12 protein-coding genes are annotated in these 15364 nt (G+C 59.2%); 5 read left to right on the top strand and 7 right to left on the bottom strand.

What is annotated here, in order from left to right:
- Window positions 1–51 precede the first annotated feature (51 nt).
- A complete protein-coding gene (gene queD, locus ACJ8OK_RS12025) occupies window positions 52–411 on the top strand; it encodes a 6-carboxytetrahydropterin synthase QueD (protein ID WP_004932638.1) in 360 nt (119 codons plus the stop codon).
- A gap of 30 nt (window positions 412–441) precedes the next feature.
- On the opposite strand, the gene queE is transcribed toward queD, so the two are convergent.
- On the bottom strand, window positions 442–1113 hold the full coding sequence (gene queE / locus ACJ8OK_RS12020) for a 7-carboxy-7-deazaguanine synthase QueE (protein WP_033631806.1): 672 nt from the start codon (window positions 1111–1113) through the stop codon (window positions 442–444).
- Between the two features lie 327 nt (window positions 1114–1440).
- Here queE and ACJ8OK_RS12015 point away from each other — a divergent pair, with 327 nt between their 5' ends.
- The 4 genes from ACJ8OK_RS12015 to ACJ8OK_RS12000 all read left to right on the top strand — a co-directional run bounded on the left by ACJ8OK_RS12015 (window position 1441) and on the right by ACJ8OK_RS12000 (window position 7877).
- Window positions 1441–2781: an MFS transporter gene (locus ACJ8OK_RS12015; protein WP_015376678.1), complete on the top strand. Its 1341-nt coding sequence runs from the start codon at window positions 1441–1443 to the stop codon at window positions 2779–2781.
- A 375-nt stretch (window positions 2782–3156) separates the two neighbouring features.
- Complete coding sequence (gene hutU / locus ACJ8OK_RS12010; protein WP_015376677.1) at window positions 3157–4848, top strand: urocanate hydratase; 1692 nt, start codon at window positions 3157–3159, stop codon at window positions 4846–4848.
- Window positions 4845–6380 (top strand): histidine ammonia-lyase, encoded by a 1536-nt coding sequence (hutH, locus tag ACJ8OK_RS12005; RefSeq protein ID WP_015376676.1) that lies wholly within the window; start codon window positions 4845–4847, stop codon window positions 6378–6380. Before hutU ends, hutH begins: the two co-directional genes overlap by 4 nt.
- 102 nt (window positions 6381–6482) lie before the next feature.
- Complete coding sequence (locus ACJ8OK_RS12000; RefSeq protein ID WP_015376675.1) at window positions 6483–7877, top strand: amino acid permease; 1395 nt, start codon at window positions 6483–6485, stop codon at window positions 7875–7877.
- Window positions 7878–7914: 37 nt separating this feature from the next.
- Here ACJ8OK_RS12000 and ACJ8OK_RS11995 read toward each other — a convergent pair whose 3' ends face one another.
- The 6 genes from ACJ8OK_RS11995 to ACJ8OK_RS11970 form a co-directional block, all read right to left on the bottom strand.
- Window positions 7915–9111: a methionine gamma-lyase gene (locus ACJ8OK_RS11995; protein WP_135637785.1), complete on the bottom strand. Its 1197-nt coding sequence runs from the start codon at window positions 9109–9111 to the stop codon at window positions 7915–7917.
- A 30-nt stretch (window positions 9112–9141) separates the two neighbouring features.
- Window positions 9142–9546: a hypothetical protein gene (locus ACJ8OK_RS11990; protein ID WP_080347712.1), complete on the bottom strand. Its 405-nt coding sequence runs from the start codon at window positions 9544–9546 to the stop codon at window positions 9142–9144.
- Window positions 9543–10733 carry an NAD(P)/FAD-dependent oxidoreductase gene (locus ACJ8OK_RS11985; RefSeq protein ID WP_135637784.1) on the bottom strand — a complete coding sequence of 397 codons (1191 nt, stop codon included), beginning with the start codon at window positions 10731–10733 and terminating at the stop codon, window positions 9543–9545. The genes ACJ8OK_RS11990 and ACJ8OK_RS11985 overlap by 4 nt, the downstream gene beginning before the upstream one ends.
- 297 nt (window positions 10734–11030) lie before the next feature.
- On the bottom strand, window positions 11031–12326 hold the full coding sequence (gene eno / locus ACJ8OK_RS11980) for a phosphopyruvate hydratase (protein ID WP_004932670.1): 1296 nt from the start codon (window positions 12324–12326) through the stop codon (window positions 11031–11033).
- An 81-nt stretch (window positions 12327–12407) separates the two neighbouring features.
- Complete coding sequence (gene pyrG / locus ACJ8OK_RS11975) at window positions 12408–14045, bottom strand: glutamine hydrolyzing CTP synthase (RefSeq protein WP_004932674.1); 1638 nt, start codon at window positions 14043–14045, stop codon at window positions 12408–12410.
- A 393-nt stretch (window positions 14046–14438) separates the two neighbouring features.
- Window positions 14439–15302, bottom strand: a complete 864-nt coding sequence (locus ACJ8OK_RS11970; RefSeq protein ID WP_442530603.1) for a hypothetical protein — start codon at window positions 15300–15302, stop codon at window positions 14439–14441.
- Between the last annotated feature and the right edge of the window lie 62 nt (window positions 15303–15364).

Raw genomic sequence — 15364 nt, 5'->3', positions numbered from 1 at the left:
ACGCGCTTTCCGGTACTATGCGGCGGTTTTTGAGTCAATGAGGCCGTAATAATGGCAACCACGCTGTTTAAAGATTTTCAGTTTGAAGCCGCACACCGCTTGCCGCACGTGCCGGAGGGCCATAAATGCGGCCGTCTGCATGGGCATTCGTTTATGGTGCGTCTGGAAGTGACCGGTGAAGTGGATCCCCACACCGGTTGGGTGATGGATTTCGCCGAGCTCAAGGCTGTGTTTTCCCCGATCTGGGAACGGCTGGATCACCATTATCTGAACGATATTCCAGGATTGGAAAATCCCACCAGCGAAGTGCTCGCCGCCTGGATTTGGCAGCAGCTCAAGCCCCAGCTGCCGGAATTGACGGCGGTGATGGTGAAAGAGACCTGTACGGCGGGATGCGTATATAAAGGTTAAAAGAAAGGGCGCCGCAATGGCGCCCTGATTTTAGGCGATGTTCAGATACTTGTGGGTCTGCATCGACAGCCGCCAATTGCGCGCGATACAGGTTTCAATACACAGACGGGTCGCCTCTTCTTTCTGGCTGATCGGCTGCAGTGCGATAATGCGCGCCTTGTCATCCTGCAACGTCGCCAGCAGCGCATCCAGTGCCTCGATGTCGCGCTCGCGCGCCACCGGATGCTTCACCTCGTCGGCGCGCCGCAGCGCCTGATCCAACACCTTCATGCCGCCGCGCATATTCACCTTGGGCGAAACCGTCACCCAGGTGTTGGCGGAACAGCGAATTTCGTGGGTGCCGCTGGTCTCAATCTGGCAACGGTAGCCGTGCTGTTCGAACAGCTCGGTCAGCGGCACCAGATCGTAGATGCAGGGTTCGCCGCCGGTGATCACCACATGACGCGCGGTGTAGCCTTGCTGACGCATCACCGCCAGCAGCTGCTCGGCGCTGGCATTGCCCCAGGCGTCGCTCTCTTCTGTTTTGACCAGGATCCGTTGCAGGTCTACTTCCCGATGGGCTTCCTTTTCCCAGGTATGTTTGGTGTCGCACCAGCTGCACCCTACCGGGCAGCCCTGCAGGCGGATGAAAATGGCCGGCACGCCGGTGAAAAAGCCTTCGCCTTGCAAGGTTTGGAACATCTCGTTGATCGGGTACTGCATCGGTTTCTCAATCTGGAAAAGTAAAAAACGATTATCGCAGATTCCGGCTCGGCGACCAAACGGCCAAAATTGTATTAAATTTTTTCCTCCGCGCCGCCGCCAGCATATCTCACCGCCAATGGCGTTCATTTAATTTGTTAACCGGTCTTAGGCCTTTCATCCGCGGTGCAACCTGCTCCACAGAAAACAACACGCAGTTAACAAATAAGATAATTATATTTGACATAAAGCGCCGACGCGCAGATGTATATACAAGCAAACACAAGCCGAGCATCAGTTTCGGCCACGTACTATTCATCACGACTACATCTGCGTTTAGAGGGTGCCATGACTCATTCCACCAGCGAGTTAAACATTCAACAGGCCATCGACGACAGCAAGTTTTCGCTGTTTCACTGGACACTGATCATTCTCGGATTCCTGATCCTCGCCATCGACGGTTTCGATACCGCCGCCATGGGCTATATCGCCCCCTCGGTCGCCAAAGACTGGGGCATCGTCAAACAGGATCTGGGGCCGGTGCTGAGCGCCGCGCTGCTGGGGCTGTCGCTCGGCGCGCTGATCGCCGGGCCAATCTCCGACCGCATCGGCCGCAAGCGCGTGCTGGTGTTTTCCTGCCTGTTCTTCGGCCTGTCAAGCCTGGCCACCGCCTACGCCGGCTCGCTCAATAGCCTGACGCTGTGGCGTTTCCTCACCGGCCTCGGGCTGGGAGCGGCGATGCCCAACGCTATCACGCTGATCTCCGAATACGCGCCGCAGCGCTGCCGTTCGCTGGCGATCAATACCATGTATTGCGGCTTTCCGCTGGGCGCGGCCGGCGGCGGCGCCATTTCATCGTGGCTGATCCCGAGCTACGGCTGGCACAGCGTGCTGTTGCTCGGCGCCATTGCGCCGCTGGCGTTGACGGTGTTGCTGATCCTGCTGCTGCCGGAATCGGTCAAATATATGGTCAACCGCGGGCAGGATGCGGCGAAGATCAAACGCATCGCGCAACGCTTCGTCAGCCAGAGCCTCGACGGCGTGACGCGTTTCTACCTGTATGAAGAGAAGCTGACGCAGGCCAAGACCAGCGTCGGGCTGCTGTTCAGCCGCCCTTACCTGCTCGGCACGCTGATGCTGTGGGTGACCTACTTCATGGGGCTGGTGATCTACTACGTGTTGCTGAGCTGGATGCCGATCCTGATGCAGGGCTTGGGCTATCAGCTGGAACAGTCGGCGATGCTCACCTCGCTGTTCACCTTCGGCGGCACGCTGGGCATCCTGGTGGCCGGCTGGCTGATGGACCGCTGGAATGCGCACAAAGTGGTCTCGAGCGGCTTTGTCGTCACCGCCCTGCTGATCGTGGCGATGGCCACCGAAGACAAGCAGATCGTGCTGCTGGGCGCCTTCATCTTCCTGATGGGCGTCACCATGAACGGCGCGCAGTCCGGGCTGCAAACGCTGGCGGCCACCTTCTACCCGACCCACAGCCGCGCCACCGGCATCGCCTGGATGCAGGGCATCGGCCGCTTCGGCGGCGTCGCCGGCACCATGATGGGCGCCCAACTGCTGGCGATGCAGTGGGAAGTGCAGAGCATCCTGATGTTCCTGTGCGTACCGGCGCTGATCGCCGCCATCGCCACGGTGTGCAAGATGAGCCGCAAGCCGATGCTGCAACCGGCCGCCTGAGCCTGGCAAGCCCGTCCACGGCGGGCTTTCTTGCCGCGGTGATAGGGCTTGTTTATCCTCCGCCGCCAACTGTAATCAGTCTGTAAAAATATTGTGACTAGCCGCCCAAAAATGAGTCAACTTTAATTCATTTTTGCCGAACAGCTCACTTTTCTCCGGCTTTTCGCACATGAAACCGGCAACAAAAAATCGCATATCAACCTGATATAAAAAGAAAATAACTTTTTCTTATGCCACTTTTCAGCGGCAACTGGTCAGTGTTGCATATGCTTGTACATACAAGTATATGTTAATAAGCCCTACGCATTGTTATGCCGTGGTACTCATCCCCACCGCGGCATGGAATCTGCACCGATACTGTTTGAGGAAACTGCTGTGACTACAAATAACAAAGTTCGCAATGTCGATGTACGCGCGCCACGCGGCACACAATTAAACGCAAAAAGCTGGCTGACCGAAGCGCCGTTACGCATGCTGATGAACAACCTCGATCCTGAAGTTGCGGAGAACCCACATGAGCTGGTGGTGTACGGCGGCATCGGCCGCGCCGCGCGCGACTGGGATTGTTACGACAAGATCGTCGAAACCCTGAAAACGCTGGAAGAAGACGAAACCCTGCTGGTGCAGTCCGGCAAGCCGGTCGGCGTATTCAAAACCCACAGCAACGCGCCGCGCGTGCTGATCGCCAACTCCAACCTGGTGCCGCACTGGGCGACCTGGGAACACTTCAACGAACTGGACGCCAAAGGCCTGGCCATGTACGGCCAGATGACCGCCGGCAGCTGGATCTACATCGGCAGCCAGGGCATCGTTCAGGGCACCTATGAGACCTTCGTCGAAGCGGGCCGCCAGCACTACGACGGCAGCCTGCAGGGGCGCTGGGTGCTGACCGCCGGTCTGGGCGGCATGGGTGGCGCGCAGCCACTGGCCGCCACGCTGGCGGGCGCCTGCTCGCTGAACATCGAATGTCAGCAGAGCCGCATCGATTTCCGTCTGAAAACCCGCTACGTCGATGAGCAGGCCAAAGATCTGGACGACGCGCTGGCCCGCATCAAAAAATACACCGCCGAAGGCAAAGCCATCTCCATCGCCCTGTGCGGCAACGCGGCGGAAATCCTGCCTGAGCTGGTGCGCCGCGGCGTGCGCCCGGACATGGTCACCGACCAGACCAGCGCCCACGATCCGCTGAACGGCTACCTGCCGAAGGGCTGGAGCTGGGAAGAGTATCGCCAGCGCGCCCAGACCGAGCCAGCCAAGGTGGTCGCCGCCGCCAAGCAGTCGATGGCCGATCACGTCAAAGCCATGCTGGCGTTCCAGCAGATGGGCGTGCCGACCTTCGACTACGGCAACAACATTCGCCAGATGGCGAAAGAAACCGGCGTCGACAACGCCTTCGACTTCCCAGGCTTCGTGCCGGCCTACATCCGTCCGCTGTTCTGCCGCGGCATCGGGCCGTTCCGCTGGGCGGCGCTGTCCGGCGATCCGCAGGACATCTACAAAACCGACGCCATGGTGAAAGAGCTGATCCCGGATGACGAACACCTGCACCGCTGGCTGGACATGGCGCGCGAGCGCATCAGCTTCCAGGGCCTGCCGGCGCGCATCTGCTGGGTTGGCCTCGGCCAGCGCGCCAAGCTGGGCCTGGCGTTCAACGAGATGGTTCGCCGCGGCGAACTGTCCGCCCCGATCGTCATCGGCCGCGACCACCTGGATTCCGGCTCCGTTTCCAGCCCGAACCGTGAAACCGAAGCGATGAAAGACGGCTCAGATGCGGTCTCCGACTGGCCGCTGCTGAACGCCCTGCTGAACACCGCCAGCGGCGCCACCTGGGTTTCCCTGCACCACGGCGGCGGCGTCGGCATGGGCTTCTCCCAACACTCCGGCATGGTGATCGTCTGCGACGGCACCGATGAGGCCGCCGAGCGCATCGCCCGCGTGCTGCACAATGACCCGGCTACCGGGGTCATGCGTCACGCCGACGCCGGCTACGATATCGCTATCGACTGCGCCCGCGAGCAAGGCCTGAACCTGCCGATGGTTGCCGCGACCCAAGGAGAAAAAGCATGAAAGCGCTGACTATTCGCCCGGGCAAACTGACGCTGGCTCAGCTACGCGACGTCTATCAACATCCGGTGACGCTGACGCTGGACGACAACGCCTACGGCCCTATCCAACAGAGCGTGGCCTGCGTGGAGCGCATCGTTGAAGAAAACCGCACCACATACGGCATCAACACCGGGTTTGGCCTGCTGGCTTCGACGCGCATCGCCCGCGACGATTTGGAAAATCTGCAGCGCTCGATCGTGCTGTCACACGCCGCCGGCGTGGGCGAGCCGACCGACGACAATCTGGTGCGCCTGATCATGGTGCTGAAGATCAACAGCCTGTCGCGCGGCTTCTCCGGCATTCGCCTGGAAGTTATCCAGGCGCTGATCGCGCTGGTCAACGCCGAAGTCTATCCGCATATTCCGCTGAAAGGCTCCGTCGGCGCCTCCGGCGACCTGGCGCCGCTGGCACACATGAGCCTGGTGCTGCTGGGCGAAGGTAAGGCACGCCATCAGGGCCAATGGCTGCCGGCGACCGAAGCGCTGGCCAAAGCCGGCCTGAAACCGCTGACGCTGGCGGCGAAAGAGGGCCTGGCATTGCTGAACGGCACTCAGGTCTCCGCCGCCTTCGCGCTGCGCGGCCTGTTCGATGCCGAAGATCTGTTCGCGGCCGCGACCGTGGCGGGCAGCCTGACGGTGGAAGCCGCGCTGGGCTCCCGCAGCCCGTTCGATGCGCGTATCCACGAGGTGCGCGGCCAGCGCGGCCAGATCGACGCCGCCCTCGCCTACCGCCACCTGCTCGGCGCGCGCAGCGAAGTCTCCGACTCGCACCGCAACTGTGAAAAAGTGCAGGATCCTTACTCCCTGCGCTGCCAGCCGCAGGTCATGGGCGCCTGCCTGACGCAGATCCGTCAGGCCGCCGAGGTGTTGGAGATCGAAGCCAACGCCGTCTCCGATAACCCGTTGGTGTTCGCCGAACAGGGCGACGTGCTGTCCGGCGGCAACTTCCACGCCGAACCGGTGGCGATGGCCGCCGATAACCTGGCGCTGGCATTCGCCGAAATCGGTTCGCTGTCCGAGCGCCGCATCTCGCTGATGATGGACAAACACATGTCGCAGCTGCCGCCGTTCCTGGTGGAGAACGGCGGTGTGAACTCCGGCTTCATGATCGCTCAGGTCACCGCCGCAGCGCTGGCCAGCGAAAACAAAGCGCTGGCGCATCCATCAAGCGTCGACAGCATTCCGACCTCCGCCAACCAGGAGGACCACGTTTCCATGGCGCCGGCCGCCGGCCGCCGCCTGTGGAACATGGCGGACAACGTGCGCGGCATTCTGGCGGTCGAGTGGCTGGCCGCCTGCCAGGGCCTGGATTTCCGCAACGGCCTGAAGACCTCGGAAGGTCTGGAGCAGGCGCGCCGTCTGCTGCGCGAGCATGTCAGTTTCTACGACAAGGATCGTTTCTTCGCCCCCGACATTGAAGCCGCCAGCCAACTCTTGGCGGCCGGTCACCTGACATCGCTGCTGCCTGCGGCGCTGCTGCCTAGCCAGGCATAATCATCACATACTGAATCACGCAGTTTGTTCTGCCCCGCCGGGTGCGTTCCACCCGGCGCGGGCAGCGCGTGCCTGTTCGGCAAACACTTAACGGGAAGCAACATGCGTAACGAAACGACACAACTCAGACGCGGACTAAACGCGCGGCATATCCGTTTCATGGCTCTCGGCTCGGCGATCGGCACCGGCCTGTTCTACGGCTCCGCCGGCGCCATCCAGCTGGCCGGCCCGGCGGTGCTACTGGCCTACCTGGTGGGCGGCGCGGCGGTATTCATGGTGATGCGCGCGCTGGGCGAAATGGCGGTGCACCAGCCGGTTTCCGGCTCGTTCGGCCACTACGCCAGCCACTATCTCGGCCCGCTGGCCGGGTTCCTCACCGGCTGGACCTACACCTTTGAAATGGTGATCGTCGCCCTGGCGGACGTCACTGCCTTCGGCATCTATATGGGGCTGTGGTTCCCGGACGTCGCCCAGTGGGTCTGGGTGCTCAGCATCATCCTGTTTATCGGCGCGCTCAACCTGTGCAGCGTCAAGGTTTTCGGCGAGCTGGAGTTCTGGCTGTCGCTGGTCAAGGTCGCCGCCATCGTGGCGATGATCGTCGGCGGCGCGGCGGTAATGCTGTTCGGTTTCGGGCAAGCCCAGCACGCCACCGGCATCAGCAACCTGTGGCAGCACGGCGGCTTTATGCCTAACGGCATCGGCGGCGTGGTCGCGTCATTAGCGGTGGTGATGTTCGCCTTCGGCGGCATCGAGATCATCGGCATCACCGCCAGCGAGGCGAAAGACCCCGCCAAAGTGCTGCCGAAGGCGATCAACGCCGTGCCGGTGCGCATCCTGCTGTTTTATGTGCTGACGCTGACGGTGCTGATGGCGATCTATCCGTGGAACAGCATCGGCCAGAACGGCAGCCCGTTCGTTGAGATCTTCAGCAACCTCGGCATCAGCTCCGCCGCCAACGTGCTGAACGTGGTGGTGATCACCGCGGCCATTTCGGCCATCAACAGCGACATCTTCGGCGCCGGCCGCATGATGTACGGCATGGCGCAGGACGGCCAAGCGCCGCGCAGCTTCACCAAGCTGACCGCCAGCGGCGTGCCGTGGATGACGGTGCTGGTGATGTCGGTCGCCCTGCTGCTGGCGGTGGTGCTCAACTACCTGATCCCGGAGAAGGTCTTCATGATCATCGCCTCAATCGCTACCTTCGCCACCGTCTGGGTGTGGCTGATGATCCTGCTGTCGCAGATCGTCATGCGCCGCACGCTGTCGCCGGAGGAAACCCGTCAGTTGAGTTTCCCGGTGCCGTGGTGGCCGGTGGCGCCGGCATTGGCGACCGCCTTTATGGCGTTCGTCATCGGCCTGCTCGGCTACTTCGAAGAGAGCCGCATCGCCCTGTATGTCGGGCTGGTGTGGATCGCGTTCCTCACCGCGGCTTACTGGCTGTGGGTGCGCAAAAAAGGCGGCGGTTCGCCGGTGACCACAGCGACGCAACAGATGTAACGCTCGCTTCGGCTAAAACCCGCTGCGGCGGGTTTTTTTATTGCGCCTGCGCCAGCGCCTGCAGGATATCCGCCTGCAGATCGTCAAACGCCTCCAGCCCGGCGGACAGCCGCACCAGCCCCTCGCTGATGTGGTGCCGTTTCCGCTCTTCAGGCGTGTAGGCCGAGTGCGTCATGCTGGCCGGGTGTTGCGCCAGGCTTTCGCAATCGCCCAGGCTGACCGCGCGCAAGATGAGCTGCAGCGCATTGAGGAAGCGAATGCCTGCACACAGGCCACCCCGCAGCTCAAACGCCAGCATGCCGCCGGGGCGCGCCATTTGCCGCTGCGCCAACGCATGCTGAGGGAAGTTCGCCAGGCCGGGGTAATATACCCGCTCGACCGCCGGATGCTCCGTCAGCATCTCCGCCAGGCGCTGCGCATTATCGCAATGACGATCCATGCGCAGCGGCAAAGTTTTCATCCCACGCAGCACCAGCGCGGCATCCTGCGCCGACAGTACCGCCCCATTCATGTCCTTTAGCCCCTCCAGACGGATCGCCTCGGCCAACGCCTGACGCGTCACCGCGATCCCGGCCAGGAGATCGCCGTGCCCGCCGAGGTACTTGGTCGCCGAGTGCACCACGATATCGGCGCCTAGCGCCAAAGGCCGCTGCAGATAGGGCGTACAGTAGGTGTTGTCCACCAGCAACAGCGCCTGATGCCGATGGGCAATCTCCGCCACGGCGGCGATATCGATCAAACGCATATTGGGATTGGCCGGCGTTTCGCAATACACCAGGCGGGTACGCGGTCCAATGGCCGCCGCCAACCGCTCCGGCCGGGTCAGATCAACGTGGGTTATCTTGACGCCAAAGCGCGCCAGACCATGATGAAAGTAGCTGAAGGTGCAACCATAGACGGTTTCGTCGACAATCAGCTCATCACCCGGTCTGAGCAGCGTCCAACAACACGCGGTGATCGCCCCCATACCGGAAGCGAACGCCACCGCAGCTTCCCCTTCCTCCAGGTTGGCGATGCGTTGCTCGAGCAGGTTTAACGTCGGGTTGGCGATACGCGAATAAAAGTACCCCGGCTCGGTGCCGGCAAAGCAGGCGCCGCCGTATTCCGCCGTGGGAAAAGCAAACGTAGAGCTCATAAACACCGGCGGAGACAGTGCCCCCTGATACCGCTGAGGATCGTAGCCGTAATGAATAGCCCGGGTGGCAAAGTCGTGGCCAACTGTTGTAGCGGACATAACACAACTCCTTACCTGAGTGGGTGAAGCTTAATTCGACGATTCATCTGACAGGGCTGACGGCAACGCGCTGTCTCGCGTGCGCTGGCCGATGATTTGTAAAGTACGCAGCAGCAGCGTTAACCCCAGCAGGGTATCCGGCTGCTTCAGCAAGGCGTACAGCGCGCGAAAACTGGCCGGTGGAGGATTCAACTGCAGCTCGCTGTGCGCCATCTGCAGCGCCGTTCCGCCTTCCCAGCCGAGGGTCACCAAACCTTCAAAGACGCCGGCCAGTTTCTCCACCAGCGCGTTGTCGGCAATATCCACCACGTCCGACAGCAGCGACAACAGATCGACCACGTTATCCAACCGGCCACCCGCCAGTAGCGGCTGCAGTTTCTCGAGCAACGCCGCCAATGATTGCAGGTCAGCCGCATGCACCGTGCTTCCCGTCATAGCATCCCCCTTACCGTGGCCCAGTAAAGGCCGCGGTTAAACCCATTGCGCAGCATGCCGCCCACCTTGGTGGCGGGCGTCGGCAGCACGTCGTGACGGTAGTCGTACACCAGCGGCATGCCGGCATTCAGCCCCATTTGCGCGACCGCCTGCACCTTGCCGTCATAATGGCTCACGGTTTGGCCCAGCCGCATTTCCGCCACGATGTTGTCGGCAATGACCGGCGCCTGATTATGGCAAGAGCCGCCGGCCTTGCTGACCGGCAAATCCACGGTATCGCCTATGACATACACGCCCTGTTGGCCGTAGACCTGCAGCGTTTGATGATCGGTCGGCAGCCAGCCTTCACCGTTTTGACTCTCGCTCAACCCGGTATTGCGCACCGCCTCGACTGCGCGAATCGGCGGCGTTGCCATCAGAATGTCGAACGGCTGCTCTTCCCCCTCAGCGGAATAGGCGATGTTACGTTGGGCGTCTACCCGGCTGAGGGTAAACCCACGCTGGTGGAGAATGTCACGTGCGGCAAAAATGGCGGGCAGCGCTTCGCCTGTCGGGCGCTGTAAAAACAGGCAGTTACGCAAGAGTTGAGAAATGGTCGGATAGGTGTACACAATCTCTACCGCCTTGCGCACGCCGCGCCGCCGCAGGTAGTCATCCAGCATCAGGGTGGTTTCGATCGGGGCGATGCCGCACTGGTGGGGCACGTTGGGCGTTTCAGGGAAGGACACGGTGATGAAAATGCGGCCTTTCTCGATCGTCGCCAATTTATGCGCTAACCGCCTGGCGGCCTGATACTGGTAAAAATGATCGCCCGCCTGCGCCAATCCTTCGATGCGCTCTGGCCAGGGTACGCAGCCGGTGGCGAAAACCAGAAAATCATAGGAATAAAATTTACCGCTTTGCGTCGCTATACTTCGCTGTTTTAAATCGAAAGATTCCGCTTTATCAATAATAAACTGTATTTCTGGCCGCAATAAACTCCGCTGTGAGCGCGTGAGCTCTTGCTTGAAAAAAGAATTGAATGCCACATACATAAACGCCGGTTTGTAATAATGCAGCGGTGAATCCGATATCATTAATAACTCGACTTTATTATTAATAATTTCCCGGTGTAATTTTGCGGCCAATAAATTGGCCAGGATGGTGCCGCCGGTTCCACCGCCGACAATGATGATTCGTTGTCGCATCAAGCCCTCGCTCAACCGGCCAGCAAGCCGGCAGTATTAAGGTATGGTGATGATGAAGGTCCACGGCAGAACGGCGAAAATAAACTGCCTTATTGGCAGTCTAGTAACTAATAGTTATAAAGCAAATAGAATTGGAATATAAAATAATCGCGTTTACTATCTTTAATGAAATTATCGGGTTAAACAAAACCACGCTTTCAATGAAAAACTTATTATTAAACTGACAATCATCACGAATTTAAAACATAAAAAAACCCGCCGCAGCGGGTTTTTATTTAGCAACCGAATCGGTCGAACTTACTGGCCTTTAACTTCTTTCAGGCCGTTGAACGGCGCACGGTCACCCAGCGCTTCTTCGATACGGATCAGTTGGTTGTACTTGGCAACGCGGTCAGAACGGCTCATGGAACCGGTTTTGATCTGACCAGCCGCAGTCCCTACCGCCAGGTCAGCGATGGTCGCGTCTTCGGTTTCACCGGAACGGTGAGAGATCACCGCGGTGTAACCAGCGTCTTTCGCCATCTTGATAGCTGCCAGGGTTTCGGTCAGAGAACCGATCTGGTTGAACTTGATCAGGATGGAGTTAGCGATGCCTTTCTCGATGCCTTCTTTCAGGATCTTGGTGTTGGTTACGAACAGATCGTCGCCCACCAGCTGGATTTTGTCGCCCAGTACTTTGGTCTGGTAAGCGAAGCCCGCCCAGTCGGATTCATCCAGGCCGTCTTCGATAGACACGATTGGGTACTGTTTGGTCAGCTCTTCCAGGAAGTGAGTGAACTCTTCGGAAGTGAAGGCTTTGTTACCTTCGCCGGCCAGCACGTATTTACCGTCTTTGTAGAATTCGGAAGCCGCGCAGTCCATCGCCAGAGTGACGTCTTTGCCCAGCTCGTAGCCCGCCGCTTTTACCGCTTCAGCGATAACCGCCAGCGCTTCGGCGTTGGAACCCAGGTTTGGCGCATAGCCGCCTTCGTCGCCCACGGCGGTGTTCATGCCTTTGGCTTTCAGAACTTTCGCCAGGTGGTGGAACACTTCAGAACCGATGCGCACCGCTTCTTTCAGGGTCTTCGCGCCAACCGGCTGAATCATGAATTCCTGAATGTCGACGTTGTTGTCAGCGTGCTCGCCGCCGTTGATGATGTTCATCATCGGCAGTGGCATGGAGAATTTGCCTGGGGTGCCGTTCAGTTCAGCGATGTGCTCGTACAGCGGCATGCCTTTAGAGGCTGCGGCCGCTTTCGCTGCTGCCAGGGAAACCGCCAGAATGGCGTTGGCGCCGAAGTTGGATTTGTTCTCGGTGCCGTCCAGCTCGATCATGATCTTGTCGATGTTCGCCTGGTCTTTGGCATCTTTACCCAGTACTGCCTGAGCAATCGGACCGTTTACTGCAGCAACGGCTTTCAGTACGCCTTTACCCAGGAAACGAGACTTGTCACCGTCACGCAGTTCCAGCGCTTCGCGGGAACCGGTAGAAGCACCTGACGGCGCAGCAGCCAGGCCGACGAAACCGCCTTCCAGATGAACTTCGGCTTCAACAGTCGGGTTACCGCGGGAGTCGATGATTTCACGACCGATGACTTTAACGATTTTGGACATTAGGTTTTCCTCAGTACAAGTTAAACTAAAACTCCAGACAAACAGCGCGCGGTTCTCACCGCGCGCCGCCTACCAAATATGTTATTTCACCTGGCGCTTCTGATGCTCGCCAGCGGCTTTCACGAAGCCGGCGAACAGCGGATGCCCATCACGCGGCGTAGACGTAAATTCCGGGTGGAACTGGCAGGCTACAAACCACGGGTGATTCGGCAGTTCAATGATCTCGACCAGCTTGTTGTCGGCGGAACGACCGGCGACACGCAGCCCTGCGGCTTCGATCTGCTTCAACAGCATGTTGTTAACTTCGTAACGGTGACGGTGACGCTCGACAATGGTCGGTTCGCCGTACAGCTGGCGCACCAGGCTGTTGTCGCTCAGGTTGCACTGTTGGCCACCTACGCGCATCGTGCCGCCCAAATCGCTTTCTTCGCTGCGCACTTCGACGTTGCCGTCTTCATCGCGCCATTCGGTGATCAACGCCACCACCGGGTACTTACAGTCTGGCATAAACTCGGTGGAGTTGGCGTTCTCCATGCCGGCCACGTTGCGAGCGAACTCCATCAACGCCACCTGCATGCCCAGGCAAATGCCCAGGTAAGGAATGTTGTTCTCGCGGGCATAGCGCGCGGTCATCACTTTGCCTTCCACGCCGCGGTAACCGAAGCCACCCGGGATCAGGATCGCATCCAGCCCTTTCAGCACTTCCACGCCGCGGGTTTCCACGTCCTGCGAGTCGATCAGCTTGATGTTCACGGTCAGACGGTTTTTCAGCCCGCCGTGCTTCAGCGCTTCGATCACCGACTTGTAAGCGTCCGGCAGCTCAACGTATTTGCCGACCATACCGATGGTCACTTCGCCGCCCGGATTGGCTTCTTCGTAAATCACCTGTTCCCATTCGGCCAGGTTGGCTTCCGGCGCGTTCAGGCTGAATCGTTTACAAATATAATCGTCCAGCCCCTGAGATTTCAATAGGCCTGGGATTTTATAAATAGAATCAACGTCTTTCAGAGAGATAACCGCTTTTTCCGGCACGTTGCAGAAAAGCGCGATTTTAGCGCGTTCGTTAGCAGGAACCGCGCGATCGGAACGGCAAATCAGCACATCAGGCTGAATACCGATGGAAAGCAGCTCTTTTACGGAATGCTGGGTCGGCTTGGTTTTCACTTCGCCCGCCGCCGCCATGTACGGCACCAGCGTCAGGTGCATGTACAGCGTGTGCTCGCGGCCCACTTCCACCGCCATCTGACGGATGGCTTCGAGGAACGGCAGCGATTCGATATCGCCGACGGTGCCGCCGATTTCCACCAGCACCACATCGTGGCCTTCGCCGCCTTCGATGATGCGCTCTTTGATCGCGTTGGTGATGTGCGGAATGACCTGCACGGTCGCGCCCAGATAGTCGCCGCGGCGTTCTTTACGCAGCACGTCGGAGTAGATGCGGCCGGTGGTGAAGTTGTTGCGACGCGACATCTTGGTGCGGATGAAGCGCTCGTAGTGACCCAAATCCAGATCGGTTTCTGCGCCGTCTTCGGTGACGAAAACTTCCCCATGCTGAATCGGGCTCATGGTGCCCGGATCCACGTTGATGTACGGGTCCAGTTTCATGATGGTAACGTTGAGGCCACGGGCTTCAAGAATAGCCGCCAGAGAGGCTGCGGCAATGCCTTTACCCAGAGAGGATACGACCCCGCCGGTCACAAAAATATAATTAGTTGTCATGCTGAACCTGAGAGTTTAGGTTTAAAGACGATGGAAGAACCAGGACGGGAAAGTAGTATACCCGAACCTCTCCTGACCTACAAACGATCGTTTTGCTGTCCATCATCTCGGCCGCCCTCCCGTGTTCATCAGGGTTTACTCCGCCGGCGCGCCCAAAACCCTCCAGGAAATACAAAGAGTTAGCGGAGAAAATTTCTTTTTACCGCCCCTCAGGAGCGATAAAACGCCTTAGATTTCAGTTTGTTGGCCTTTTGCTGCCGACGGCAGCCCTGCGCCTGTGACCTAACCGCAAGCTTAACCGTTTCAGCTTGAGTGAACCTTGTCGTCGATCAACATTGTAGCGGCAGTTCAGCTTCCCTAAACCCGATTAGCCTGGGATCGAAGCGCATCGGGTTAACGACTGATGTAGAGCATGCGTTCAGGCATATCAACAATCACACGATGACCCCGCATAAAGCCCATTCCCAGCAGACCATCAAAACCCAGCGCCTCAGACGTTGGACCTTCGGTAACGATGGCCAAATCGTTGTGACGCCGGCCCCGGCGATCGGTCAAGGTGAATCTGGTCACTCGGCAATCCAGGTTCTCGGCCTCAGGCTCAATGGAACGACAGCCGGAAAACAAGAGGCCAGCCGGCAAGCCTGCGGCAAACAAAAGAGAATGGCTGGCGCCGGTATCAACAATCAGGCGCAACGGTTTATTGCCAACGAAGGCCGTCACGCTCAGCCCCTCATCGGTCTGTTCGAATGGATATGAAGCCCATATTGCAATGTCTGAAGGCAGATGAGTCAACATTTGCAAGCGGTCGTTTTCGAAATCCATCAGCACCTTTCGATCGCGGAACAACCCAAGCCCCATCACTGCACTTACCGGCACCTCGTTTCCCAGGCTGAGTCCCCAGGGCTTAAAACTCACCGCTTCGACGTCGTTAAACGGGATATTGCCAATAAACAGCCGACTAATCCGCCAGGCAGACACCTGATTTTCACCGCCAGAGAGATCTCTCAGCCGCCGAGGCGCCAGCCGCACCGCCTTCAGACTCGGTTGCGCGACCAGACGCTCCAGATCGTGTTGATAAAGGTGTATCCCTTCTGCGCTGCCGGTATCCAGCATGAGCGTGTGTAACCGGTTATCGATCTGCACATCGACTAATGGCAGCCTGCGCTCATCATACCGCAGCCGCCCAACATCAGCAGGAGGAGACGCCGAGCTGAAACCGGGGAAAAAACAGGCTAAAAGCATTAGCCTCTTGATCATGACGCCACCTTCCCTTGTCTGCGTGGAACGTCCTTCATGTTCACCCCGGCGCCATGAACGCC

Origin of the sequence: Serratia sp. CY71090 (genome assembly GCF_052166845.1) — a bacterium.
Lineage (GTDB): Bacteria > Pseudomonadota > Gammaproteobacteria > Enterobacterales > Enterobacteriaceae > Serratia > Serratia nematodiphila.
This window is presented reverse-complemented; position numbering and strand designations above follow the sequence as displayed.

Bases quoted from the DNA above. Each gene is read 5' to 3' on its own strand.
- queD (WP_004932638.1), top strand. From the start codon at position 52: ATGGCAACCACGCTGTTTAAAGATTTTCAGTTTGAAGCCGCACACCGC.
- queE (WP_033631806.1), bottom strand. From the start codon at position 1,113: ATGCAGTACCCGATCAACGAGATGTTCCAAACCTTGCAAGGCGAAGGC.
- ACJ8OK_RS12015 (WP_015376678.1), top strand. From the start codon at position 1,441: ATGACTCATTCCACCAGCGAGTTAAACATTCAACAGGCCATCGACGAC.
- hutH (WP_015376676.1), top strand. From the start codon at position 4,845: ATGAAAGCGCTGACTATTCGCCCGGGCAAACTGACGCTGGCTCAGCTA.
- ACJ8OK_RS12000 (WP_015376675.1), top strand. From the start codon at position 6,483: ATGCGTAACGAAACGACACAACTCAGACGCGGACTAAACGCGCGGCAT.
- ACJ8OK_RS11995 (WP_135637785.1), bottom strand. From the start codon at position 9,111: ATGTCCGCTACAACAGTTGGCCACGACTTTGCCACCCGGGCTATTCAT.
- ACJ8OK_RS11990 (WP_080347712.1), bottom strand. From the start codon at position 9,546: ATGACGGGAAGCACGGTGCATGCGGCTGACCTGCAATCATTGGCGGCG.
- ACJ8OK_RS11985 (WP_135637784.1), bottom strand. From the start codon at position 10,733: ATGCGACAACGAATCATCATTGTCGGCGGTGGAACCGGCGGCACCATC.
- eno (WP_004932670.1), bottom strand. From the start codon at position 12,326: ATGTCCAAAATCGTTAAAGTCATCGGTCGTGAAATCATCGACTCCCGC.
- pyrG (WP_004932674.1), bottom strand. From the start codon at position 14,045: ATGACAACTAATTATATTTTTGTGACCGGCGGGGTCGTATCCTCTCTG.
- ACJ8OK_RS11970 (WP_442530603.1), bottom strand. From the start codon at position 15,302: ATGATCAAGAGGCTAATGCTTTTAGCCTGTTTTTTCCCCGGTTTCAGC.